The organism is Enterobacter sp. MGH 33 (assembly GCF_000534535.1).
Taxonomy (GTDB): domain Bacteria; phylum Pseudomonadota; class Gammaproteobacteria; order Enterobacterales; family Enterobacteriaceae; genus Enterobacter; species Enterobacter hormaechei_C.
The window spans coordinates 1,120,387-1,145,806 of sequence record NZ_KI973212.1 but is presented as its reverse complement, the minus strand read 5'-3'; the positions used below and the strand labels follow the sequence as shown (position 1 = coordinate 1,145,806).

Genomic DNA, 25,420 nt, shown 5'->3' with positions numbered 1-25,420 from the left:
GCCCTTTCAGGCTGCCAAAATAGATTTAGCGATAAACAACCTCGAACGTTGCAGATGAGGAGTAGTGACCTGCTGTTGGTTTGTTATCACCAACCTGAATAACTTTCGCGGTGTAATTAAAGACAGATGCTGTGGCGCCAGTGGCATCGTTCGCAACATCGGTACCGGCTTCCGGTTCTGATCCGTTGAAAACCACGTCCCCCTTAGTCCCATTTTCATTACTGACAATGATGCCAACGTTGGTCGCATTGCCAGCGCCGGAAAGATCGTTCTTCAGGCGCTTGTATTCCGCATCCGTTGTGGTGCCGCTGAACTTGAGGTTCAGTTTGGCAACCAGCGGATCACATTTTTTCACTTCAATCTTAAAGGCCTTCGACGTCCCGACCTGACCGTCAGTACCAAAATCAGAAGGATAAGTATCTGCAAATGTGACGGTGGAAGTATTGGACCCCGAGCCATCAACATCAATTTCACAGGTATCCGCCACAATTTTTCCGGCGAAATTTACCGTACCAGAATCATTCGCTGCAAATACCGGCAGAGAGAGTGCAGCCATAAGCGTGCTGGCCAACACCGTTGAAACAACATATTTACTCATAACAATATCCTTATATGTGATGATGAAGATATCCATTCTTGATATATACAAAAATGTTGGGAAGTCCTCTAAGGAATATCCTGTGAGGTCAGTAAATTTCTGGAGAGGATTTAATCAGATTATTCTTCATCACGTCTAGATCACAAAATGATAATGCCCGAATAATCGGACACAACTTTCTGTTTTAGATAAAAAAAAGCAAAAATTAATTATTCTACATTTTAAATTTAATAATTTTAAATATAAATGAATGTAAATATAAAAAAAGGCCGCTTAATCATTAAGCGGCCTTTTATTCAGGAAACTAATTAGTTTCCGCCAAACATGTCCTTGATCCAGCCGGCGACACCGTCGCTGTCTTTCTTCTCATTCTGCTGCTGCGGCTGTTGCTGCTGCGGCTGCTGGGGTTGAGAAGACTGATCGAACGGGTTACCTGTCGGTTCTTCTGGCTGACTTTGCTGACACAGCGCATCCGGGTTAGTCGTCCAGACCGGCAGCGTACGCATCCCGCCACCGCAGATGAAGTTGCCCGATGCGTCCACGCCCATATCAACGATATCTTCCGGGGCAACCAGGTTCAGCGGCACCGGAGACTGGTTGGCCAGGTAGCGCTGGTAAATCGACATCGCACCGCTCGCGCCATACAGTTTGGTCGGCTGGTTGTTATCGCGCCCCACCCAGGTGATGACCACTTCACGACCATCAATACCGGCGAACCAGGTATCGACGTTGTTGTTGGTGGTCCCGGTTTTACCCGCCAGATGCAGGCCCGGATACTTCGCTCCCAGCTGACGGCCTGTACCGCGCTGGACAACCTGCTGCATGGTCCACAGCGTCATATAGGCCGCCTGCGCCGGAACTGCACGTTCTGCCTGCGGGAAGCTCTGATACAGCACGGAGCCATCTTCGGCAATCACCGAACGCAGAGCGGAAAGCGGAGCACGGTTACCGCCGCTGGCGATGGTCTGGAACGCCTGCGCCACTTCGATTGGCGTCAGGTTAAGCGCCCCCAGAATCATCGCTGGCACCGGGTGCAGCTGATCTTTCGGTACCCCCAGCTTCTGCCAGGTGTCGGTAATGGCCGGCAGGCCCAGCGCCATTCCGAGGTTAACCGTTGGCACGTTCATCGAGCGGGTTAACGCATCCACCAGCATGACCTGGCCGCTGAACTGTCTGTCATCGTTCTGCGGTGACCAAACCTGGCCGTTAGGCTGGCGCAGGGAAATTGGCGCATCGGCAATCCAGGTATTCAGGCGATAAAGATTCGGCTGGCTCAGCGCGGTCAGATAGGTCGCCGGTTTTGCCAGTGAACCAATTGAACGACGCGCCTGCATGGCACGGTTATAGCCCGCAAACTGCGGCTCAGCACCGCCCACCATGGCACGAACTTCGCCGGTGTTACGGTCAACCACTACCATCGCGGTTTCCAGATCGCTCAGCTTACGCTGCTTTTTCAGCGCCGGAATACCTTCTACCGCCGCTTTTTCTGCGGCGTCCTGTGCCACGGAGTCAAAGGTGGTAAAGATCTTCACGCCGGAGAGATCTTTCACTTTATCCCCGAGCTTAGACTGCAACTCCTGACGCACCATCTGCATAAAGGCAGGCTGCGGAGAGATCACCCCACCACGCGGCTGAACGCCCAGCGGACGCGCGCTCAGCATGTCGTACAGCTCCTGGTCAATCACCTGCTGTTGTTGCAGCAGACGCAGCACCAGGTTACGACGCTCCAGCGCCAGTTTCGGGTTACGCCACGGGTTGTAGATCGACGCGCCTTTCACCATGCCCACCAGCAGCGCCTGCTGGTCAAGGCTCAGCTCTTCTACCGGACGACCAAAGTAGTACAGGCTCGCCAGCGGGAAGCCGCGGATCTCGTTGTCACCGCTCTGACCGAGGTACACCTCGTTCATGTACAGCTCAAGAATACGATCCTTGCTGTAGCGCGCATCCATCAGCACGGCCATGTACGCTTCGTTGGCTTTACGCCAGTAAGAGCGCTCGCTGGAGAGGAACAGGTTTTTCACCAGCTGCTGGGTCAGGGTACTCGCCCCCTGCACCGTACGCCCGGCGGTCAGGTTCGCCAGTACCGCACGACCAATGGAGTAAAGGCTAATACCGTCGTGCTCGTAGAAGTGGCGGTCTTCGGTTGCCAGCAGGGTATCTACCAGCAGATCCGGGAAGCCATTACGCGCCACGAACAGGCGCTGTTCGCCGTTTGCGGACGACAGCATGGTGATGAGACGCGGATCGAGACGGAAGAAACCGAACTGGCGATCGTTATCCATGTTCTCAATGGTTTCCAGACGATCGCCGTCAAAGGTCAGACGCGCGCGCACCTGCCCTTCTTTACTGTCCGGGAAGTCGAACGGACGGCGGATCATCTCAATGCTTTTCGCCTGGACGGTAAATTCGCCCGGACGGGTCATTTTCGTGACCTGACGATACTGCGTGGCTTGCAGCAGCTTCACCATCTCGTTCTTGCTGATGGACATGTCCGGCTCAAGGTTCACCATGCGGCCGTACACTGCCGCAGGCAATTGCCAGACTTTCCCGTCGATACGGCTGCGGATCTTCTGATCCAGATAAACGCCGTAAATCGCGATCAGGACAACAAAAACAATGAACAGCTTCAGCAGCAACCAGAACCAGCCGCGCTTACCACGAGGCTTACGCCCTTTGCCTTTCCCTTTACGTGGCATCGGTTCTTCATCCTCATAATCGTCTTCATAGTCATCGTCATACTCCTCATCTCTGAGGCGACGACGGCTTACCTTTTCTTTCGCCGGACGCGTCGGCTTTCCCTTACGTCCTATTGGCTCGCGGTCATTCCCCGCCATGCTTTTTCTCCGCAACATTCAGGCGCAAAGGCCAGATTTTCTTATCTTGCACAGGTCAGTGAAAGAAGAAATCTCTCAAAGTTTGTTTCTCCCTTTCCCCGTGGGAGAGGGCCGGGGTGAGGGCATCAGGCCGCACTCCCCTTTTCGATCCATTACGAATATTTCTTTGTGCGCCGTGTCGGCGCGGTATTCGCCGGATCGTCCGGCCAGACGTGTTTGGGATATCGCCCCTTCATCTCTTTCTGCACTTCACGATAGCTCCCCGCCCAGAACGCCCCCAGATCGCGGGTGATCTGCAAGGGACGATGCGCAGGCGAAAGCAGCTCAAGCACTAATGGCACACGCCCTTCAGCGATGGACGGCGTGGTGGCCTCACCAAACATCTCCTGCATCCGAACCGCCAGCGCCGGCGGATTATCCTCATGATAACGAATGGCAATCCGGCTTCCGGTTGGCACAGTGTAATGCCCAGGCAGTTCACTATCCAGACGTTGACGTAACGACCAGTCCAGTAAATTCTGTAACGCTGCCTTAACATCAAGCGCCTTCAGGGCGCGCAGCGAGTGTACGCCGCTCATCTGCGGCAACAGCCACTGTTCAAGCGTCGCGAGCAGCGTCTCATCATCCACCGCTGGCCACCCCTGTTCCGGCAGCCATTTCGCGGCGCAGTGCAGGCGAATGCGATACTGTTCGGCCTCCGGCGTCCAGTTCAGTACGCTCAGCCCTTTTTCCCGAATGCCGTTCAGCATCGCCTGGTGTAACTCTTCTTCCGACGGCTTCGCCAGCGGTTTCGTCCCGAGCGTCAGTTTGCCAATCTGGCTACGACGGAACGCCTTCAGCGTGCCCTGGGCATCATCCCATTCCACGATGTCAGATTGCTGAAGCAGTTGCGGGCAGGCACGCGTCAGAGCGTCAATATCCACGGCAACCGCCTGTAAAATGCGCGCGTCAGGGGAGTGGCTGCCCTGGAGTAAGAGCGGCGCAATCAGCCATTCATGGCGCGTCAGGGCGTCATCGCTGTCCAGCATCGCGCCCATCCCATTTGCCAGCTGATAGCGACCATCCAGCCCGCGACGGCGCGCAATCCTGTCCGGGAAGGCCTGGGCCAGCAGAGGGATAACTTTATCGCTGTCAGGCGATCCTCCCCGGCTCTTCAGGCGTTTACACAGCTGCTGCGCGCGTTGTTGCCAGTTTCCCTGATGGCGAGAAAAGGCCTGTCCCAGATCGCTGCTGCCACCGCGCGGCGGCTCCTCAAGAATAGCCGCCAGTTTTGCCGCCGTGGCAATTTCATCGTCGCCCTGTGCTGCCACCAGCATTGCCGCCAGACGCGGATCGTTGCCCAGCGCCGCCATTTTCTGACCGCGCGCCGTCAGTCGCTCGCCTTCCAGCGCGCCAAGCTGGGTCAGCAGGCTGCGCGCGGCGGAAAGGTTCACGACAGGCGGAGGATTAAGCCAGGTGAGCTGGTCAGGGTCCGGGCAGCCCCACTGCATCAGATCCATCACCAGCCCGGAGAGATCGCTTTGTAAAATCTCAGGCGTGCTCTGCAATGCCGCACGCTCCGCCTGCTCGGCGCTGGTTAAATGCAGGCAAATACCCGGCTCAAGACGCCCTGCCCGCCCTGCGCGCTGCACCATTGAGGCCTGGCTGATGCGCTGCGTCAGTAGCCTGGTCAGCCCGGTACGCGGATCAAAACTGGCCACCCTCTCCTGCGTACTGTCCACCACCAGGCGAATGCCTTCGATGGTCAAACTGGTTTCCGCGATATTGGTTGCCAGCACCACTTTGCGCTGCCCCGCCGGTGCGGGAAGGATCGCCTTGCGCTGGTCAGCCAACGGCAGCGCGCCGTAGAGCGGGCACAGCATAACGTCACTGTTCACCCGGGATGCCAGCTGCTCCTGTACGCGCTGGATTTCGCCTACGCCGGGTAAAAACAGCAGCAGCGAGCCGGGTTCCTGACGGAGCAATTCGGCGGTGGCGATGGCAACCGCTTCGTCAAAACGCTGATGGGCAGGCAGCGGCTGATAGCGGCGCTCGACCGGGAACGCACGCCCTTCAGAGGAGACCATCGGCGCGTCAGGGAGCGTCTGCCGGAGCCGCTCGTTATCCAGCGTCGCCGACATAATCAGCAGCCGAAGGTCGTCGCGCAGCCCCTGCTGAACGTCGAGCAGCAGCGCAAGGGCCAGATCGGCCTGGAGGCTGCGCTCGTGAAATTCATCAAGGATCACCAGCCCGACGCCGGTCAGCTCCGGATCGTTTTGCAGCATACGGGTGAGAATACCTTCGGTGACCACCTCCAGCCGCGTGGACGGTCCAACGCAGGTTTCGGCGCGCATCCGGTACCCTACCGTCTCGCCCGGTTTTTCATTCAGCAGTTCCGCCAGGCGCTGCGCCACATTGCGCGCCGCCAGCCTGCGCGGCTCCAGCAGGATAATTTTCCCGCTGATGCTCCCCTCGCGCAGAATTTGCAGGGGCAGCCAGGTGGATTTACCCGCTCCGGTGGGCGCGCTGAGCAAAACCTGTGGCGCATGTTCTAAGGCTACGAGTAGCTCAGGAAGGACGACGGCGACGGGCAAAGAGGACACTTACGGCTCCAGAGGGTTAACATTAATCGGCGTACATTGTAGCATCGGCGCATATCATTACCGAGTCTTGCGCATGTCTGAGTCAAAACGGCTATTCTTCGCCATTGAATTACCCACCACGCTTCAACGGCAGATTGTTCGCTGGCGCACTAGCCACTTCCCCGCGGAAGCGGGCCGCCCCGTCGTCGCCGCCAATATGCACCTGACGTTAGCCTTTCTTGGTGAAGTAAGCGCTGAAAAGCAGCGCGCGTTAAGCGCAATGGCCGGACGCATTTCGCAGCCGGGATTTACGCTGCATCTTGACGATGCCGGGCAATGGCTGCGCTCTCGGGTGGTCTGGCTGGGGACGCGGCAGCCCCCTCGCGGACTGCTACAGCTCGCCAACATGCTGCGGGCGCAGGCCGCGCGAAGCGGCTGTTATCAGAGCCCACAGCCGTTTCATCCCCACATTACCCTGCTGCGCGATGCGGGTCAGGCCGTTGCCATCCCGCCACCGGGCTTTCACTGGTCCTTTCAGGTGAATGAATTTGCGCTGTACGAATCTGCCTTTGTACAAGGACGCACCCGCTATACTCCGCTTCAGCGCTGGACGCTGGGCGACACGTTAAGGAATCCTGATGAAGTTTAGCCCTGCACTCCAGCCCGCCACGCTGATCCAGCGTTACAAACGCTTTCTCGCTGACGTGATCACCCCTGAGGGCGAAACGCTCACGCTGCACTGCCCTAACACCGGCGCCATGACCGGTTGCGCCACGCCGGGTGACACGGTCTGGTATTCCACATCAGAAAATACTAAACGCAAATATCCTCATACCTGGGAAATGACCGAGACGCAAAGCGGGGCATTTATTTGCGTGAATACCCTGCGCGCAAATCAGCTGGTTAAGGAAGCCCTGACAAATGGAATGCTTCCTGAACTGGTGGGTTACGGCACGCAAAAAAGCGAAGTGAAATATGGCGATGAAGGCAGCAGAATTGATTTTATGTTACAGGCGGAAGACCGCCCTGAGTGCTATATTGAAGTGAAATCAGTGACGTTAGCGGAACAGGAAAACGGCTTCTTTCCGGATGCGGTAACGCTACGTGGCCAGAAGCATCTGCGAGAGCTAATGAGTGTAGCGGCGGCGGGCAAGCGCGCCGTGTTGCTGTTTGCGGTTCTGCATTCAGCCATTGAACGGTTTTCCCCGGCCCGTCATATTGATCCTAAATACGCGCAATTGTTGAATGAGGCACAAAAGCAGGGGGTAGAGATTTTCGCTTATAAAGCGGAACTTTCTGCCGATAATATGACTCTGAGATCCTCTCTTCCCATTGTCTTATAAGGGATTAGACGATTGACTAATAAGTGTTCTGGCCGCGTGCGCAAATACGCTTTTCCTCACAGGGTTGTCAAGTGTTACGTTTAGATAATTGCCATACGGAAAAGCATCTGCTATTTATAGCGACCTGATTTTTCCCCCAACACGGGGATCGATAGTGCGTGTTAAGGAGAAGCAACATGCAAGAAGGGCAAAACCGTAAAACATCGTCCCTGAGTATTCTCGCCATCGCTGGGGTGGAGCCGTATCAAGAGAAGCCGGGCGAAGAGTATATGAACGAAGCCCAGCTGTCGCACTTCAAGCGTATTCTTGAAGCATGGCGTAATCAACTCAGGGATGAAGTCGATCGCACCGTTACACATATGCAGGATGAAGCTGCTAACTTCCCGGACCCGGTCGACCGTGCCGCTCAGGAAGAAGAGTTCAGCCTCGAACTGCGTAACCGTGACCGCGAGCGCAAACTGATCAAAAAGATCGAAAAAACGCTGAAAAAGGTCGAGGACGAAGATTTTGGCTACTGCGAATCCTGCGGTGTTGAAATCGGTATTCGTCGCCTGGAAGCGCGTCCAACAGCCGATCTGTGCATCGACTGTAAAACGCTGGCAGAAATCCGCGAAAAACAGATGGCCGGCTAACGCCTGCCCTCTCACTACTCAGCTAAGGCGGGAGTCTCTCCCGCCTTGTTACCGTTGATATGTCTGAATCTCACTATATCGGGCGCTTTGCGCCATCTCCCTCCGGTGAATTACACTTCGGCTCATTAATTGCCGCGCTCGGCAGCTACCTACAGGCTCGCGCCCGTCAGGGTCAATGGCTGGTCCGCATTGAAGATATCGATCCTCCACGTGAAGTTCCCGGTGCAGCAGAAACTATTCTGCGTCAGCTGGAACATTACGGTCTTCACTGGGATGGCGACGTACTCTGGCAGTCTCAACGCCATGATGCCTACCGTGAACGTCTGGCGTGGCTTGCTGAACAGGGCCTTTCCTATAACTGCACCTGCACGCGGGCGCGAATTCAGAGCGTGGGTGGCGTTTACGACGGCCACTGCCGTACGCGGCACAACGGTCCTGAGAATGCCGCCGTGCGGCTGATACAGCGTACTCCAGTGACGCAGTTTACCGACGTACTCTCAGGAACAATTCAGGCGGATGAACGCCTGGCGCGTGAAGATTTTATTATTCACCGTCGTGATGGTTTGTTTGCCTATAACCTGGCGGTGGTTGTCGATGACCATTTCCAGGGTGTTACGGAAATCGTGCGCGGGGCGGATCTGGTTGAGCCTACCGTGCGGCAAATATCGCTTTACCAGCAGTTTGGCTGGGCGGTGCCGGATTACATCCATCTGCCGCTGGCAGTCAATGAACAGGGAAATAAGCTATCGAAACAGAATCATGCCCCGGCGCTGCCTGACGGCGATCCGCGCCCGGTTTTGATCGACGCGCTGCGATTTCTCAACCAGAATATAACGCAGGAATGGCAGGATCTGAGTCTGGATGAATTGCTGAAAACGGCCATTGCTGACTGGGCGCTTATGGCCGTGCCAAAAATCCAGCATTCTCAAATGCGTTGCGCTGAGCTATGATTAGCCGCTTTTTTGATAACAAAACACACTACGAGGTGTACTATTTTTACCCGAGTCGCTAATTTTTGCCGTAAAGTGCTGAGCCGCGAAGAGAGCATGGCGAACGACGCTATTGCACAGCCACACATGTCGGTCATTCCGCGTGAGCAGCACAATATTTCCCGCAAAGATATCAGTGAAAATGCCCTCAAGGTGCTCTATCGTCTGAATAAAGCAGGCTACGAGGCCTATCTCGTCGGCGGCGGGGTGCGCGATTTACTGCTGGGCAAAAAACCAAAAGATTTCGACGTGACGACCAGCGCCACGCCTGAGCAGGTGCGTAAATTATTCCGCAACTGCCGTCTGGTTGGCCGCCGTTTCCGTCTGGCGCACGTGATGTTTGGACCGGAAATTATTGAAGTGGCGACCTTCCGCGGTCACCACGAAGCGGGCGTTAACGATCGCACGACTTCCCAGCGCGGCCAAAACGGCATGCTGCTGCGTGACAACATCTTCGGCTCTATTGAAGAAGATGCTCAGCGTCGCGATTTCACCATCAACAGCCTTTACTACAGCGTGGCGGATTTTACCGTGCGCGATTACGTCGGCGGTATGCAGGATCTGAAAGACGGTCTGATTCGCCTGATCGGCACGCCGGAAACACGCTATCGCGAAGATCCGGTCCGAATGCTTCGCGCCGTGCGTTTCGCCGCCAAGCTGAACATGCGTATCAGCCCGGAAACCGCAGAGCCGATCCCGCGCCTGGCGACGCTGATCAACGACGTGCCCCCTGCCCGTCTGTTTGAGGAGTCGTTAAAGCTGCTCCAGGCAGGCTACGGGTTTGAAACCTACAACCTGCTGCGTGAGTACAACCTGTTCCAGCCGCTGTTCCCGACCATTACCCGCTACTTCACCGAAAACGGTGACAGCGCAATGGAGCGGATAATTGCGCAGGTGCTGAAGAACACCGATACCCGTATTCATAACGATATGCGCGTGAATCCGGCGTTCCTGTTCGCGGCCATGTTCTGGTATCCGCTGCTGGAAACGGCGCAGCGCATTACCCAGGAGAGCGGTCTCGCCTATTATGATGCGTTCGCGCTGGCGGCAAACGACGTGCTGGACGAAGGCTGTCGCACGCTGGCGATCCCGAAACGTATTACCACGCTGGTGCGTGATATCTGGCAGCTTCAGCTGCGTATGTCCCGCCGTCAGGGTAAACGCGCCTGGAAGCTGATGGAGCATCCTAAGTTCCGCGCCGCGTTCGATCTGCTCTCTCTGCGTGCTGAAGTTGAAAGGAACCCGGAACTACAGCGCCTGGCGCAGTGGTGGGGCGAGTTTCAGGTTTCTGCGCCACCGGAGCAAAAAGATATGCTTACGGATCTGGATGATGAACCGGCACCGCGCCGTCGTCACCGTCGCCCGCGCAAACGCGCACCGCGTCGTGAAGGTACGGCATGACCCTTGCGTATATCGCCATCGGCAGCAATCTGGCCTCTCCGCTGGAGCAGGTTAACGCTGCCGTGCAGGCTCTGGGAGAGATCCCCCAAAGCCGCATCGTCGCGCTGTCCTCATTTTACCGTACGCCGCCGCTTGGCCCGCAGGATCAGCCTGATTATCTGAACGCCGCCGTGGTGCTGGAAACGACCCTTGACGCAGAAACGCTGCTGGATAATACCCAGCGTATTGAGCTACAGCAGGGTCGTGTCCGCAAAGCCGAACGCTGGGGACCGCGCACGCTCGATCTCGATATTATGCTTTTCGGTCACGAGGTGATTAACACCGAACGCCTCACCGTTCCGCATTACGACATGAAAAACCGTGGGTTTATGCTCTGGCCACTGTTTGAAGTCGCGCCCGATCTCACCTTCCCTGACGGCTCCTCGCTGCAAGCCGTTCTGCAAAATCTCAACGCGGATAAACCGGCCCGCTGGTAATCCCGCCTCCGCATCGATTAACCATTCCTTATTTGCGGTTAATCGATTGCCTAAAATCATTGTTCCCTCAAATGTTACTGTTAGAATGCGCAAAGATTCGCTTTTGGGCCATCAGGAAACAGTATGAAACCAACCACCATCTCCTTATTGCAGAAATGCAAACAGGAAAAAAAACGCTTCGCCACTATCACCGCGTATGACTACAGCTTCGCAAAACTGTTTGCCGAAGAAGGGATCAACGTCATGCTGGTCGGAGACTCGTTAGGGATGACGGTACAAGGACATGATTCCACTCTGCCGGTCACGGTCGAGGATATTGCTTACCATACCCGCGCCGTGCGCCGGGGTGCCCCCGCCTGCCTGCTGCTTTCCGATCTGCCGTTTATGGCGTATGCCACCCCGGAGCAGGCCTTCGAAAATGCGGCGACAGTGATGCGCGCCGGCGCCAATATGGTCAAAATCGAAGGCGGCGCCTGGCTGGTCGATACGGTGAAAATGCTCACCGACCGCGCCGTGCCGGTTTGTGGTCATTTGGGGCTGACGCCGCAGTCGGTCAACATCTTTGGTGGATATAAGGTGCAGGGCCGAGGCGATGCGGCGCAGACGCTGTTTGATGATGCCGTGGCGCTGGAAGCCGCGGGCGCGCAGCTGCTGGTGCTGGAGTGTGTGCCGGTTGAGCTGGCTAAGCGTATCACTGAGGCGCTGTCGATTCCGGTGATCGGCATCGGCGCGGGTAACGTCACCGATGGCCAGATTCTGGTCATGCACGACGCCTTCGGGATCACCGGCGGCCATATTCCAAAATTTGCTAAAAATTTCCTGTCAGAAGCAGGCGACATGCGTGCTGCTGTGCGGCAGTATATTGCCGAGGTTGAGTCCGGCGTTTATCCGGGCGAAGAACACAGTTTCCATTAAGGAGTCCAGGTGTGCTAATCATAGAAACCCTGCCGCTGCTGCGTCAGCATATTCGTCGGGCGCGTCATGAAGGTAAACGTATCGCCCTTGTCCCAACCATGGGCAACCTGCACGACGGCCATATGAAGCTGGTCGATGAAGCGAGAGCCCGGGCAGATATCGTGGTAGTTAGTATCTTCGTTAACCCGATGCAGTTCGATCGCGAAGACGATCTGGCGCGCTACCCACGTACCTTGCAGGAAGATTGCGAAAAGCTCAAAAAACGTCATGCGGATATCGTCTTCGCACCGGCACCCGCAGATGTGTATCCCCAGGGCACCACTGAATCGACCTACGTCGACGTGCCGGGTATTTCGACCATGCTGGAGGGCGCCAGCCGCCCGGGCCATTTCCGTGGCGTCTCCACCATCGTCAGCAAGCTGTTTAACCTGGTGCAGCCGGACATCGCCTGCTTTGGCGAGAAAGATTTCCAGCAGCTGGCGCTGATCCGCAAAATGGTTGCCGACATGGGCTACGACATCGAGATCGTCGGCGTGCCGATTGTACGCGCGAAAGATGGCCTGGCGCTCAGTTCCCGTAACGGCTATCTGACCGCCGAACAGCGTAAAATTGCGCCGGGCTTAAGCAAAGTCATGAATACCATGGCAGAGCAACTGCTGGCAAAAGAGTTAACAGCAGAAGAGATCATCGCCCTGGCTGAACAGGCGCTGAACGAGAAAGGTCTTCGTGCTGACGACGTTCAAATTCGGGATGCCGATACGCTTCTGGCACTTACAGAGACCAGCAAACGTGCGGTAATTCTGGTGGCGGCATGGCTCGGCCAGGCCCGCCTTATCGATAACAAAGTGGTTGAGCTGGCGTAGTTTTTCTACCCGGAAGATGAAAGGTAAACGTAATGATTCGCAAAATGCTGCAAGGTAAGCTTCACCGTGTGAAAGTCACTCAGGCCGACCTGCATTATGAAGGCTCCTGCGCGATCGACCAGGATTTTCTCGACGCGGCGGGTATTCTCGAAAACGAAGCCATTGATATCTGGAACGTAAATAACGGCAAACGCTTCTCTACCTACGCCATTGCCGCTGAGCGCGGGTCCAAAATCATCTCCGTCAACGGGGCGGCGGCGCACTGCGCGGACGTAGGCGATATCGTGATTATCGCCAGCTTTGTCATGATGTCTGACGAAGAAGCGCGTCGCTGGCAGCCAAAAGTAGCCTACTTTGAAGGCGACAATGAGATGAAACGTACCGCGAAGGCGATTCCGGTACAGGTTGCCTGATAATATTTATCCCACGACCCATTCCTGCGCATTTATTAAATGAATGGGTCTTTAAAAAGCATTTATAGAATTAATATTCAAACTCTCCCCGCACAACCAGACAATCCCATCACATTGATAACAAATAATTTTAAATTTACTAAACTATTCATTTAGTTTAAATCACGCACAACATCTATATTTCATTGAGATTAACAATATAATTCGCCACGAAATTTAATTTCAAATAAAAGATTTACGGGCACTTATTATTTACTCAACGAATATGGATATTGAAATGATTTCTAAAAAATATGGTTTGGCAATTGCTATGGCAAGCGTTCTGGCTGCGGGTTCAGCGGTAGCAGCAGATTCTGACACCGGGACTATTACTTTCCACGGCATGGTTTCTAACAACACTTGCCAGGTCTCCCTTGACCAGAAAATCAACCAAGACGGTAACGATTTTGACGTAACGCTGGACACCGTATTTGTGCGTGATTTCGCAAACGCACTGGGTAGCACCAGCACCCTGGGTGAAAAGAAATTCAGCCTTTCACTGACCGGTTGTGATACCGCAACTGTGAAGAAAGCATCTGCACAGTTCTCTTCCTGGGCTGGCTCCTCTTCTACCGAAGGCGGTCTGCTGGTTCCACCAAGCAATGCTCAGGGTTCAGCTAAGAACGTTAACCTGGTGCTGTCAAACGACGGTAACTCAGCTACCGATCAGATCAAAATTGACCAGACTAACAACTCCCAGAAAGCAACCATCGATGGAACTTCTGGCGCAGGAAACCTGTACTACCGCGTAGCGTACACGCAGGGTCAGGGTTGGGATGCAACAAGTAATCCAGTTTCTGCTGGTACCGTGCAGGCACAGGTTGCCTTCACCATGATTTACGAATAAGAGATTCGTAAACTTTAAATTAAGCAATCCTTCATGATGAATGAGGGATTGCTTGTGTAATTCCAAAAGGAAGTGGAAAAAATGTCTCATTCAGTCTTCATTAAAAGTTTTCAAGCCGTATTGCTCGCAACTGCCGTTTTGGCCACATCGAATGCAAGTGCGGATATTGTTATTTCCGGCACCCGTATTATCTATCCACAGTCATCGAAGGATGTTGTTGTTAATCTCGATAACCATGGAACCAAACCGCTTTTGGTTCAAACCTGGCTTGATGATGGGCGTGATGGCGTAAATCCGGAAGAGTTAAAGCTTCCTTTTATCATTACCCCTCCAGTATCCCGTATTGACCCGAAAAAAGGCCAATCCGTACGTATTACCTACACAGGTACACCTTTACCACAGGATCGTGAATCGCTTTTCTGGTTCAATGTCCTGGAGATTCCACCAAAATCAAAAGCTGCGGATAAAGAGAATCTTAACCAGCTTCAGCTGGCATTCAGAACACGTATTAAATTCTTTTACCGTCCTGACGGGTTAAAAGGCTCGGCAGGTGAAGCAGCTGAGCATTTGACATGGACGCAGAAAAAAGAAGGAAACGCGGTTAAGCTTGTTGCCCATAATAATTCACCGTATAACGTCTCCGTTTCGGCGGTAACCATTAAAGCCAGTCAAAAAACATACGACGTTGATCATAAGGCCGTTCCACCGTTCAGTGATACCACAATGACGGTTAAAGGTTTAGCTTCTGCCGTAAATGGTAAAGTAGAGTTTGATTCTATTAATGACTATGGCGGCACAGACCATCACGAAGCGGGACTAAAATAGAGCACCCTTTAATACATATAATAATTAATAGCATTAACTCTGTGGAGAGGACCCTCTCTGCACTGATTAAGTGGATGTGCCATGTTATTTAAACGTTCTCTTTTATGTCTTACGATAAGTGCAGCATTGCCTTTTTATGCCTGTGCAGAAAATATCACGCCAGCAAAAGATCTGCCTGACAATGAAGAAGAGGTCGAGTTTAACGATCAATTTCTTTTAAATGGCAGCGCTAATATTGATATTAATCGTTTTTCACATGGCAACCCGGTTTTACCGGGGACCTATCGCACTAAGATCAACCTGAACGGTAAACTGAAGTCCACCGTGGAGGTCACGTTTAAAGATAACGGAACACCTCGTGCGACCCCGTGCATAACAAAACTGCTGCTGTCACAATCGGGTGTCGACACCAGCACATTGCCTGACGGACCGGAAGACGATGAAAGCTGCGTCGATATTAAAAAATCTTTCGCTGGCGCTACGGTTAGCTATGACAGTGGCAAGCAGGTTATGGATTTTAATTTTCCCCAGATTTATGTGCTGAAACGCCCGGCGGGATATGTCGACCCATCGTTGTGGGATAACGGAATTCCTGCCGCTCTGCTCTCTTATGACATGAACGGCTGGCGTAGCGAGAACAACGGCAGTACATCAGAAAGTGCATATGTAGGGTTACGCTATGGTCTGAATATGGGGCCATGGCGCCTGCGCTCGCGTGGCAATTTTAACTGGGACAAAGATAGCGGCACAAAATACTCCAGTCAGGATGTCTATTTGCAGCGCGATATCACACCATTGAGTGCCCAGTTTGTCATCGGCGACTCTTACACGCGTGGCGAGGCATTTAACTCTATGAGCCTTCGCGGCGCACGCATGTACAGTGACGATCGCATGTTGCCAATGGGGTCCACAGGCTACGCGCCTGTCATTCGGGGTGTCGCGAACAGTAACGCGAAGGTCAGCGTCACGCAGAGCGGCAATAAGATTTATGAAACCTCGGTGCCACCAGGCGCGTTTGAAATAAACGACCTGAGTACCACAGGTTACGGAAATGATTTACTGGTAACGATTGAAGAAGCGGATGGCAGCAAACGCTCCTTTACCGTACCCTTTTCATCCGTCACGCAGATGCTCCGTCCGGGAGCCTCTCGCTGGGACGTCGGTTTAGGTGAGTTAAATGATGAGTCACTGATTGATGCGCCTAAAGTGGGTTACGGTACGCTTTACTATGGCCTGAATAATACGTTCACGGGTTATATTGGCGCGCAATATACCGACATGGATTTTTATGCCGGTATTCTCGGCGTGGCAATGAACACCCCTGTTGGTGCGTTTGCATTCGACGTTACGCAATCTTATGCAGATATTGAGGGGCTGGATAAATTAAGCGGGCAAAGTTATCGTTTAACCTACAGCAAAATGATTGAGTCGACGAATACTTCCTTTAACGTTGCGGCTTATCGTTTCTCGACGGAAGACTACCTGACGCTTAACGATGCGGCGCAACTTCAGGACAGTATTAGGCACCAGAAGTACTCAAACCGTAGCTATGACTCAAACGAAGCGCTATATGCAGACTATCAGCGCACCAAAAACCAGGTGCAAATTAGTCTTAACCAACCGCTGACCTCCGGAGAAGACAATTTTGGCTCCCTGTATGTAAGCGGCACCTGGCAGGATTACTGGAACGCGACGGGCTCTACTTCCAATTACAATATTGGGTATAACAATAGCTTCACCTACGGCAGCTACAGCTTGTCATTACAGCGAACCTATGATCAGAACGGCAAGAAAGACGACAGCGTTTATTTAAGCCTAAGCATTCCATTAAGTGTATTCTCAAAAGATAGAGGGAATGCCGGTGGATTCTCGAACATCAATATAGGATTACGTTCCGACCTTAAAGGCGGCACAAGCTTTAACACGTCCGCGGGTGGAAATACGCAAGATAATAAGGTGAGTTATTCCGTTAGCGCCTCGTCAAACAGTGGTAATTATGGTGACCTGAATCAGATAAGCGGCTACGGGTCCTATAACAGTGAATATGGCCCGCTGGGTTTATCTGCCTCTTTTGGTGATGACAACAGTAAACAATATTCTGCCTCCTATAACGGTGGCATGGTCATCCATTCAGGAGGTATTGCATTTGCGCCAGGGAGTATTGGTGACAACGATGCGCTGGCACTGGTCAAAGCGAGTGGTGCGAAAGGCGCCGGTATCGGCTTTGGTAACAGCGAAATAGGCAGTTCCGGCTATGGCATTCTGCCTTATATGTCTGCCTACCGTGAAAACCGCGTATACCTTGATATCAGCACGCTGGAAAACGACGTTGAAATTAAAAACACCAGTGAAATTACGGTTCCCCGCAGTGGTTCCGTTGTGCTGGTTGATTTTGCAACCGATGAAGGTCGTTCATTAATTTTAGAACTTAAGCGCACCGATAACGGATTTATTCCTTTAGGCGCTGATGTTTTAAATGAAAAAAATGAATCTATTGGCACCGTGGGACAGGCGGGGCAAGCCTATGTCCGCGGCGTTGAGGATGAAGGCACGCTTCATGTTGTCTGGGGAAGCGATAAAGACAGTAAATGTGACGTGCATTATAACGTCTCATCACATGCTCAAAAAGTAGGACTTACAACGGTGCTCAGCAATCAAGTGTGCCAGATGTAATTATTCGGGAAAATAGACGAGAGTTTGTATGAAAAAAAATCTTTATAGCCTGTCAGTCGTTGCCGTAACGATGCTGGCGTTATCAGGTTCGGCGCTCGCCGAGGGCACGAATCTCGATGTTAACTTTACGGCCAATATCCGTGAAACCACTTGTGATATGAAACTGGTTGGTGGTACGGGATCCGATGTACAGCAAACGCTGCTTCTTGGTAAGAATGGGCAGGTACGACTTGACGATGCTAAAGCCGGAACGGCAAATGCCAATTTCAAAATCGTGATAGTTGAATGCCCTGCGTCCCTTACCTCACTGAAAACCACAGTTAGGGGGACCCCGTCAGGCTATTTGCCTAGCGGACTTGTGAACCAAATATTAAAAACTAGCGGTGGCGCCGATTTCTCTGCTGTCGAAATTGCCAGAACTGATACACCGGATGCTCCCTTTATCATTAACTCTAAAATGGATGAAGAGCGCCTGGTCTGGACCTCGACAGAAATCCAAAATAAGGAAGTTCCTTTGGTAGCCACATTACGTGAAACACAGACCGGCAAGATGACCCTAGGTGACTTCCAGGCCGTGGCAACTTTCGAATTCAGCTACGAGTGATTGACGCAGGAAAACGGAGCAACATTATGAAATTCAAATCAACTTTAATCGCCCTGTCCGTTTCTGCCCTTCTGTTTTCTGGAATGGGTAATGCAGCAATTACAGGCACTGGTAGTGTCGAAATGACAATAAAAACGAAAGTCGTTTCAGGTACATGCACGGCAAAAGTACTCAACGGTGCAGGCACCGCATCTAGTGAAATTGCATTTGGAGATGTCTACAAATCGGATCTGGTGAATAAGACCCGTGTCGAACCACTCAAAATTCGTTTTACCAACTGTTCTGGGGTTGAGAAGGCAACGGTCACTGCCGCAAAAGGCGCTGGCGGCGAATGTAGTGGTACAACCAAAAATGGCGACTCTTTCTCCGGCGGCTTAGCAACAGGCTTTGAAATCTGGTCTGGCGTTGTCGATACAGGCTTATTGATGAGCTGTAACACGCCACCGGCAGCTCAGGAAGTCACCATTACTGACGGCGCGGGTGAATTCCCAATGAACTCCCGAATTGTAGTCGGACAAGGCCAAACTATTGCTGATGTAGGCACTGGTGCCGTTACCGCGCCGGTAACGTTTACCATCACCTATCAATAATTCCAGGAACCAACATGCAACAATCACCGTTTAATATACACCAGCCCGGTCTTGTGTTGCTTATCGGTCTGGCTGGTAGCACTCTGCCTGGCGTAAGCCAGGCAGGTTCAGGTATGGATGTTAACCTGACAGCAAACATCGTTAATAATACCTGTCGGCTAAGCGTCGAAAACGGCGGAGAGATCACTTTGCCGACCGTGTCACGAGACTGGTTTTATAACAGCGACAAGAGCGATCGTTTATCGCCAAACGATGATGAAGCTGGAACGCCTTTTACGATCCACGTAGATGACTGCTACGCGAGCGGTACAGAAGGCGCAACGATTAACAAACTAAAATTTAGTTTTGCTCCGCAAAATGGTTTCTGGAGTAATCACAACCAAGTGTTTAAAAACGATGCCACAGCCGGTGCGGCTGAAAATGTGGGTATCGTTATTTTTTCAGATACGTTCAAAACTAACGTCCTGAACAGCGACGGGACATCAAACGTTATTTACGATGTCGGTGGAAGTAGTGAGAACTATATAAAGGATTATGGCTTTTACGCACGTTATCAGAATATTGGAACGATCACCAGCGGTGTGGTTATGAGTAATGTTCTGGTTAATGTCAGCTACGAATAAAGGGATTTAGAATGAAAAAATATCTCAGCATATTAGCGTTCGCGGCGCTCGGAATGTCTGGCGCAGCAAAGGCTAATTTAGAAGAGTGCAAATTTTACGGTCATGATGACCTGCTGATTATGTCTCCGGGCGCACAACCGGTTATCACTCCTCTGCCTGTGGGCACAGTAACAACTCCCATACAGATCAGTAATACGATCATTATGGAAACAACGCCTGCTTTAAAATCCCATTGTGCAGGCGGGAAGGACGGTGAAAACACCTATCAGATTACCGACAACTCAATGCTGGCAGGCTACATAGATAACAAGGCCACCTTCCGGACGAATATTCCGGGTATTTTCTATACCCTGGCGATGTATCCCGATGGTAATGGCGTCACCGCGTGGTTCCCGCCCAACGCGGGCTCCTGGTATATGACCGCACCTAATGACGATCACGAAGAGCTGCTTGACGAAAAAACCTGGCATGTGCGCATGGAAATCTATCAAACCAACGGATTCCAGGGTGTTCCTTCGGATGTTAATTTTTTAACGGCCGGTGCAGGCCCCATTGGTCAGATCATTCTGGGTGATCCAAGCAATCCGGATACATCCGATCACCCTCGTCCCCATGTGAACATGAGCGAAATGTCATTCAGCATGCCTTTAAATCGCCCGACCTGTGTCTTACGTGCGCCCACAACGGTAAACCTTGGTGACTGGTATCCCGCAGAAGTCGAAAACGGGAATACCAGCAAAGTCGAGTTCCATGTTACGGGTACATGTGTAAATACGACCGCTGTTTACTATACGTTATCCTCTACACATACCACCGCAGATAAAAAATATTTTACCAATACCGTCGAGAATACAGGTGGTGTTACTGCGGCAGGAGGCGTCGGCGTCATGATTACGGATTCTGAAAATGATAATTACCCCGTGCCGGCAGACAGTTACCAACGAGTCATCGCTGTAGGAGAGATTATTGGGGATCCTGTTAGTATTATTGACAGATCACTTTGGGCCAGGCTGGTCAAAACCGGTAGCGATCCGGTAACCGTCGGTGTTTTCGGTACCACCGTGACCATTCAGACCACGTACGAATAACCTACCCCTGCGGCTGATTACTGATCAGCCGCGACATGGTCTCCAGCGAATCCGTTCTTAAGATATACAGCCGCTTCAGTAAGAACGGATTATCCCCCGGCTTCACCTTCCCTTTCACCGTTGTCACTGCCAGATGAAAACCGGCATCATTCGCGGCTTTAATCGCTTTATTGTCATACCCGCCAAACGGGTACGAAACATACAGCACGCGCGGGTTGAACTGCGCCAGTGCACGACGTGAGCGTTCAAAATCGAACAGGATCACGTGATAGCTGCGGCTCAATAAGATGGGGTGTTTATACCCATCAACGCGATGCAGGAAGTGGGTGTGAGACTGAATGTCGAACACATCCTGGATGGCCTTGATTTCCTGAACGCTCATAAACTGTAGCGATCGGGGATCCCACTTCTGCGGGTGACCTTTGATTCGGGATGAAATAATAAACGCCGTCGCGTTGAAGCCATACTCTTTCAGCACCGGATACGCGTAGCGGCTCACCGATTTCAGGCCATCATCAAAAGTGATCACCACCGCTTTCGCGGGGAGGTTCATCTTGTTACGCACGTACCCTTCAAGCTGGTACATTGTCAGCGTGGTATAGCCTTGATCGCGTAACCAGGCCATCTGATTATTAAACGCACGTACGCTGGTTGTCGTGGAGGTATGTCGAAAACGGGTGTTCTCTTCATCACGCAGGATATGGTGGTAGGTCAGAATCGGCAGTCCGTTATCTTCCTGTGCATCCAGGCTGCTGATCCACGCCAGACGATTGCCGATGCGGATCTGAAACCAGGTCTGGTTCAGGCGATCTTTCAGCTTATTCAGAATCGGATAGCGAAGATTGGCGCTTAAGGTGCCAAAGGGCGCGCTTCCGCTGCTGGGGGCATTATACACTGGCGTGTCTTTCCAGGTGATGAGGTTTTGATTGCTGAGCGGCTTGTTCAGATCGCCCAGACTATCCTCAACGCGTTGCTTACCCTGCACTTTTTCCAGGTGCTCTTTATCAATAAACCCCGTACCGAATCCGAAACGAAATTCATAGTAATCCGCCGCGGCCGGAAAGACGGCGAGGATCTGCCCGGCGCGGACATTGCCCACGTTCACGACGGCATTTCCCACCTGCGCCCAGATGGCCGCATCTTCGGTGGTTTGCATATATTGGGCAGGAAGGCCTTGCTGACTGGTCAGGCTGGCAGACGCACCACCGGAGACCAGTAGCAGAAGGATAAAGATAACGCGCATGAACATGGGATATAAATCGATACGGATAATCAGTCGCCATTGTAGCAAAAGCGACATCAATACCAATGTTTAATGCTTATACAGATCGTGAAGCAGAACGAAAGGCGGATTCTTCTGCTGCTGGTGCCACAGGCTGCTCACGCCCGGCGAGCCCTGCGCCACAATGGCGTGACGAAACTCAGCGCTGCTCAACGTTGCGCGCAGCGGATACATCGCTTCGAGTAAAGGCAGGCTGATACCGGAGATCACTTCACAGTTATCATGCTTATGGCTCATTAACGCCGCTGAACGGTAAGGCGCCGCGCCCGTTCTGTCGGTGAGAAAAATCACGCCATCACCGGTGTCGGTTTCATGCAGCGCGTCGCACATCATCCGGCTTAGCATATTGGTGCTCAGCCCTCGCCAGTAATTTACCGCACGACATTGCGCCAGAGGGCCAAATCGGGCCTCCAGCTTCAGGAGCATTTCCTGTGCCTCTTCATCGTGGCAGGTGATAACCCATCCCAGCATAACGTCTCTCCTTAGCAGGCGAGTAGTTTATCCAGGTGAAGGTTAGTTTACGGTGATAACTGTCAAAGAAAGTGCCCGGCAAACAGAACGTCGCCGGGCAGAAGATTAGCTACGCAGCCCACGTCCACGCTGGATCAGATACCAGCACAGCAGATAGAACGCCACGATAAATACCGCCAGCACCACAACGGTGGTGAACAGCGGGACATCGTTAATGCCGAGGAAACCAAAGCGGAAGCCGCTGATCATATAGACAATCGGGTTCAGGTGCGACAGCGCCTGCCAGAACGGCGGCAGCAGCGTCAGGGAGTAGAACACCCCGCCCAGATAGGTTAGCGGCGTCAGCACGAAGGTCGGGATCAGGCTGATGTCATCGAACGTTTTGGCGAACACGGCGTTCAGCAAGCCAGCCAGTGAGAACAGGATCGCCGTCAGCAATAGCGTGAGCGCCACGAACAGCCACGAGTGCACCTGGAACGGCACGAAGAACAGCGAAATAGCCGTCACCAGAATACCCACGCACAGCCCGCGCGCCACGCCGCCGCCCACGTAACCGGCGATAATGACGTGCGTCGGCACTGGCGCCACCAGCAGCTCTTCAATGTTGCGCTGGAACTTGGCGCTGAAGAATGAGGATGCCACGTTCGCGTAAGCGTTGGTGATCACTGCCATCATGATCAGGCCCGGCACGATAAACTGCATATAGGTAAAGCCGTGCATCTCACCAATGCGGGAGCCAATCAGGTTGCCGAAAATGATGAAGTAGAGCGTCATGGTGATCACCGGCGGCACCAGGGTTTGCACCCAGATGCGCATAAAGCGGTTAATCTCTTTCGCCCAGATGCTTTTCAGCGCGACCCAGTAAAGATGCGTCATGCCTTGTCTCCTTGTTTATCGTGCACCAGAGAGACAAACAGCTCTTCCAGTCGGTTCGCTTTGTTACGCATGCTTAATACCTGAACGCCCTGCGCGCTCAACTGGGAGAACACGCTGTTGATTCCCTGCTCGCGCAGCACTTCTACCTCCAGCGTCGAGGTATCGACCAGGCGATAGTTATACCCCTCCAGCTTCGGCAGGGCGCTTTTCGCCGCCAGATCGAGGATAAAGGTCTCTGATTTCAGCTTGGAGAGCAGGTTCTTCATCGAGGTGTTTTCCACCAGCTCGCCGTGCTGAATGATGCCGATGTTGCGGCACAGCATCTCTGCCTCTTCCAGGTAGTGCGTAGTCAGGATGATGGTGGTGCCTTTGTCGTTCAGATCCTTCAGGAAGCCCCACATGGAACGACGCAGTTCAATATCCACGCCAGCGGTCGGTTCATCAAGAATGAGCAGCTTTGGCTCGTGCATCAGCGCGCGAGCAATCATCAGGCGGCGCTTCATCCCCCCGGACAACATCCGCGCGCGCTCGTTACGCTTCTCCCACAGGTCAAGCTGTTTGAGATACTTTTCGCTGCGCTCAAGCGCCTCTTTGCGCTCAACGCCATAGTAACCCGCCTGGTTAACAACAATCTGCTGTACCGTCTCGAACGGGTTGAAGTTGAACTCCTGCGGCACCAGCCCCAGCTGGCGCTTGGCGTTGACCACGTCTTTTTGCAGGTCGTAGCCAAACACGCTAACGCGGCCAGACGTTTTATTGACCAGCGAGCTGATAATCCCGATGGTGGTCGATTTTCCCGCCCCGTTCGGCCCCAGAAGCGCGTAGAAATCTCCCGCTTCGACTTTAAGATCTATCCCGCGCAGCGCCTGGACGCCCCCCGGGTAGGTTTTTTTGAGCTGTTCAAGCTCCAGTGCAATCGCCATGAATTCAACTTACCTTAAGTTCTGACACACGTTGTGTGGTTTCATTAAAAGTCGGGTTACCCTATAGTAGCGCAACGCAATCACTTGGTTACAGGTCGCTAACCTCCATGAACGACATAGATACACTCATCAGCAACAATGCACTATGGTCAAAAATGCTGGTGGAGGAAGACCCCGGATTTTTTGGAAAACTGGCACAGGCGCAGAACCCGCGCTTTCTCTGGATTGGATGTTCCGACAGCCGCGTCCCCGCCGAACGTCTGACCGGTCTTGAACCGGGCGAACTGTTTGTTCACCGCAATGTTGCTAACCTCGTTATTCATACCGATCTCAACTGCCTTTCGGTTGTTCAGTATGCCGTTGACGTTCTGGAGGTTGAGCACATCATTATTTGTGGCCACTACGGCTGCGGCGGCGTACAGGCGGCGGTCGAAAATACAGAGCTGGGGTTAATCGATAACTGGCTGCTGCACATCCGTGATATCTGGTTCAAACATAGCTCACTGCTGGGCGAAATGCCGCAGGAGCGCCGTCTCGACACGCTGTGTGAGCTGAACGTGATGGAGCAGGTCTATAACCTGGGTCACTCGACGATTATGCAGTCTGCCTGGAAACGCGGACAGAAGGTCTCCATCCACGGCTGGGCGTACGGTATTCACGACGGCCTGCTACGCAATCTGGAAGTGACCGCCACCAACCGCGAAACGCTGGAACAGCGTTACCGCTCGGGAATTGCCAACCTCAAGCTTAAGCACGTTAACCATAAATAACAAAGCCGGGGGTTTTCACCCTCTCCCTGTGGGAGAGGGCTGGGGTGAGGGCATCAACCCGCAATTATTCGTCCAGAATCACTACTTTCCCAACATACGGCAGATGGCGATAACGCTGCGCGTAATCAATGCCGTAACCCACCACGAATTCGTCCGGGATGGAGAAACCAACGAACTCCACCGGCACCTGCACTTCACGGCGCTCAGGCTTATCCAGCAGAGTACAAATCGCCAGTGATTTTGGTTCACGCAGGCTCAGGATCTCACGCACTTTAGAGAGCGTGTTGCCGGAGTCGATGATGTCCTCAACAATCAACACATCTTTGCCACGAATATCTTCATCCAGATCTTTCAGGATTTTCACATCACGGGTTGTGGACATGCCGCTGCCGTAGCTGGAGGCGGTCATAAAATCGACCTCGTGCGGCACCTGCACTTCACGGCACAGGTCTGCCATGAACATGAAAGAGCCACGCAACAGACCGACCAGCACCATTTCGCTGCCGCTGTCCTTGTAATGTTCGGTGATTTGACGACCCAGTTCGGCGATACGCGCTTTGATCTCGGCTTCCGGGATCATCACTTCAACAGTATGTTTCATATTACTAACCAAATGATTTTAGTGAAAATCTCTCAATGCGGATGACTCTCGCTCCGGCATCGATACGCAAGCCAGCCATTATACCAGTAAATGGATAAGCCTGGCGTATGAGTTATAAAAAGCAATATTTGTGATTCCGATCACAGTTGTTAATACCTATAATTAATTGCTAGCAAATAATTA

General features: G+C 52.9%; 25 protein-coding genes. 17 read left to right on the top strand and 8 right to left on the bottom strand.

Going from position 1 to position 25,420, the window contains the following annotated elements; all coding sequences use genetic code 11:
• Positions 1–25 precede the first annotated feature (25 nt).
• The 3 genes from L379_RS18540 to hrpB form a co-directional block, all read right to left on the bottom strand.
• Positions 26–634 (bottom strand): fimbrial protein, encoded by a 609-nt coding sequence (locus tag L379_RS18540; protein ID WP_015572710.1) that lies wholly within the window; start codon positions 632–634, stop codon positions 26–28.
• 272 nt (positions 635–906) lie between these two features.
• A complete protein-coding gene (mrcB, locus tag L379_RS18545; protein ID WP_015572709.1) occupies positions 907–3,432 on the bottom strand; it encodes a bifunctional glycosyl transferase/transpeptidase in 2,526 nt (841 codons plus the stop codon).
• A gap of 152 nt (positions 3,433–3,584) precedes the next feature.
• Positions 3,585–6,014, bottom strand: a complete 2,430-nt coding sequence (gene hrpB / locus L379_RS18550; protein WP_032652615.1) for an ATP-dependent helicase HrpB — start codon at positions 6,012–6,014, stop codon at positions 3,585–3,587.
• A 73-nt stretch (positions 6,015–6,087) separates the two neighbouring features.
• Here hrpB and thpR point away from each other — a divergent pair, with 73 nt between their 5' ends.
• The 16 genes from thpR (at position 6,088) to L379_RS18630 (ending at position 20,314) form a co-directional block, all read left to right on the top strand.
• A complete protein-coding gene (gene thpR / locus L379_RS18555; RefSeq protein WP_032652612.1) occupies positions 6,088–6,642 on the top strand; it encodes an RNA 2',3'-cyclic phosphodiesterase in 555 nt (184 codons plus the stop codon).
• A complete protein-coding gene (gene sfsA, locus L379_RS18560; protein WP_017694492.1) occupies positions 6,632–7,336 on the top strand; it encodes a DNA/RNA nuclease SfsA in 705 nt (234 codons plus the stop codon). Before thpR ends, sfsA begins: the two co-directional genes overlap by 11 nt.
• A 176-nt stretch (positions 7,337–7,512) precedes the next feature.
• Positions 7,513–7,968: an RNA polymerase-binding protein DksA gene (dksA, locus tag L379_RS18565; protein ID WP_001155232.1), complete on the top strand. Its 456-nt coding sequence runs from the start codon at positions 7,513–7,515 to the stop codon at positions 7,966–7,968.
• A gap of 59 nt (positions 7,969–8,027) precedes the next feature.
• Positions 8,028–8,918 (top strand): tRNA glutamyl-Q(34) synthetase GluQRS, encoded by an 891-nt coding sequence (gluQRS, locus tag L379_RS18570; RefSeq protein ID WP_032652609.1) that lies wholly within the window; start codon positions 8,028–8,030, stop codon positions 8,916–8,918.
• A gap of 42 nt (positions 8,919–8,960) precedes the next feature.
• The gene (pcnB, locus tag L379_RS18575) at positions 8,961–10,358 is read left to right on the top strand and encodes a polynucleotide adenylyltransferase PcnB (protein ID WP_026080645.1); all 1,398 of its coding nucleotides are present in this window, start codon (positions 8,961–8,963) and stop codon (positions 10,356–10,358) included.
• Positions 10,355–10,834, top strand: a complete 480-nt coding sequence (gene folK, locus L379_RS18580; protein WP_015572706.1) for a 2-amino-4-hydroxy-6-hydroxymethyldihydropteridine diphosphokinase — start codon at positions 10,355–10,357, stop codon at positions 10,832–10,834. Before pcnB ends, folK begins: the two co-directional genes overlap by 4 nt.
• A gap of 123 nt (positions 10,835–10,957) precedes the next feature.
• On the top strand, positions 10,958–11,749 hold the full coding sequence (panB, locus tag L379_RS18585; protein WP_015572705.1) for a 3-methyl-2-oxobutanoate hydroxymethyltransferase: 792 nt from the start codon (positions 10,958–10,960) through the stop codon (positions 11,747–11,749).
• 11 nt (positions 11,750–11,760) lie between these two features.
• Positions 11,761–12,612, top strand: a complete 852-nt coding sequence (panC, locus tag L379_RS18590; RefSeq protein WP_017694494.1) for a pantoate--beta-alanine ligase — start codon at positions 11,761–11,763, stop codon at positions 12,610–12,612.
• 32 nt (positions 12,613–12,644) lie between these two features.
• Positions 12,645–13,025 carry an aspartate 1-decarboxylase gene (panD, locus tag L379_RS18595; protein WP_003856284.1) on the top strand — a complete coding sequence of 127 codons (381 nt, stop codon included), beginning with the start codon at positions 12,645–12,647 and terminating at the stop codon, positions 13,023–13,025.
• A gap of 277 nt (positions 13,026–13,302) precedes the next feature.
• Positions 13,303–13,911: a fimbrial protein gene (locus L379_RS18600; RefSeq protein ID WP_032647291.1), complete on the top strand. Its 609-nt coding sequence runs from the start codon at positions 13,303–13,305 to the stop codon at positions 13,909–13,911.
• Between the two features lie 81 nt (positions 13,912–13,992).
• The gene (locus tag L379_RS18605; protein WP_015572704.1) at positions 13,993–14,736 is read left to right on the top strand and encodes a fimbrial chaperone; all 744 of its coding nucleotides are present in this window, start codon (positions 13,993–13,995) and stop codon (positions 14,734–14,736) included.
• Positions 14,737–14,817: 81 nt separating this feature from the next.
• On the top strand, positions 14,818–17,409 hold the full coding sequence (locus tag L379_RS18610; RefSeq protein ID WP_032652605.1) for an outer membrane usher protein: 2,592 nt from the start codon (positions 14,818–14,820) through the stop codon (positions 17,407–17,409).
• A 28-nt stretch (positions 17,410–17,437) separates the two neighbouring features.
• Positions 17,438–18,013, top strand: coding sequence for a fimbrial protein (locus tag L379_RS18615; RefSeq protein ID WP_032652603.1), 576 nt, complete (start codon positions 17,438–17,440; stop codon positions 18,011–18,013).
• Positions 18,014–18,039: 26 nt separating this feature from the next.
• Complete coding sequence (locus L379_RS18620; protein WP_032652600.1) at positions 18,040–18,603, top strand: fimbrial protein; 564 nt, start codon at positions 18,040–18,042, stop codon at positions 18,601–18,603.
• A 14-nt stretch (positions 18,604–18,617) separates the two neighbouring features.
• A complete protein-coding gene (locus L379_RS18625; protein WP_032652598.1) occupies positions 18,618–19,226 on the top strand; it encodes a fimbrial-like protein in 609 nt (202 codons plus the stop codon).
• An 11-nt stretch (positions 19,227–19,237) separates the two neighbouring features.
• Complete coding sequence (locus L379_RS18630) at positions 19,238–20,314, top strand: fimbrial protein StkG (RefSeq protein ID WP_032652596.1); 1,077 nt, start codon at positions 19,238–19,240, stop codon at positions 20,312–20,314.
• Position 20,315: 1 nt separating this feature from the next.
• Here L379_RS18630 and L379_RS18635 read toward each other — a convergent pair whose 3' ends face one another.
• The 4 genes from L379_RS18635 to L379_RS18650 all read right to left on the bottom strand — a co-directional run bounded on the left by L379_RS18635 (position 20,316) and on the right by L379_RS18650 (position 23,866).
• Positions 20,316–21,563, bottom strand: coding sequence for a polysaccharide deacetylase family protein (locus L379_RS18635; RefSeq protein WP_032652593.1), 1,248 nt, complete (start codon positions 21,561–21,563; stop codon positions 20,316–20,318).
• A gap of 63 nt (positions 21,564–21,626) precedes the next feature.
• Positions 21,627–22,067: a PTS sugar transporter subunit IIA gene (locus L379_RS18640; RefSeq protein WP_032652592.1), complete on the bottom strand. Its 441-nt coding sequence runs from the start codon at positions 22,065–22,067 to the stop codon at positions 21,627–21,629.
• A gap of 105 nt (positions 22,068–22,172) precedes the next feature.
• Positions 22,173–22,943 carry an ABC transporter permease gene (locus L379_RS18645; RefSeq protein ID WP_032652590.1) on the bottom strand — a complete coding sequence of 257 codons (771 nt, stop codon included), beginning with the start codon at positions 22,941–22,943 and terminating at the stop codon, positions 22,173–22,175.
• Positions 22,940–23,866: an ABC transporter ATP-binding protein gene (locus tag L379_RS18650; protein ID WP_017383763.1), complete on the bottom strand. Its 927-nt coding sequence runs from the start codon at positions 23,864–23,866 to the stop codon at positions 22,940–22,942. The genes L379_RS18645 and L379_RS18650 overlap by 4 nt, the downstream gene beginning before the upstream one ends.
• A gap of 107 nt (positions 23,867–23,973) precedes the next feature.
• On the opposite strand from L379_RS18650, the gene can reads away from it, so the two are divergent.
• The gene (gene can, locus L379_RS18655) at positions 23,974–24,636 is read left to right on the top strand and encodes a carbonate dehydratase (RefSeq protein ID WP_003856301.1); all 663 of its coding nucleotides are present in this window, start codon (positions 23,974–23,976) and stop codon (positions 24,634–24,636) included.
• Positions 24,637–24,700: 64 nt separating this feature from the next.
• Here the strand turns inward: can and hpt are convergent, their stop codons facing one another.
• A complete protein-coding gene (gene hpt / locus L379_RS18660) occupies positions 24,701–25,237 on the bottom strand; it encodes a hypoxanthine phosphoribosyltransferase (RefSeq protein ID WP_003856303.1) in 537 nt (178 codons plus the stop codon).
• Positions 25,238–25,420: the final 183 nt, after the last annotated feature.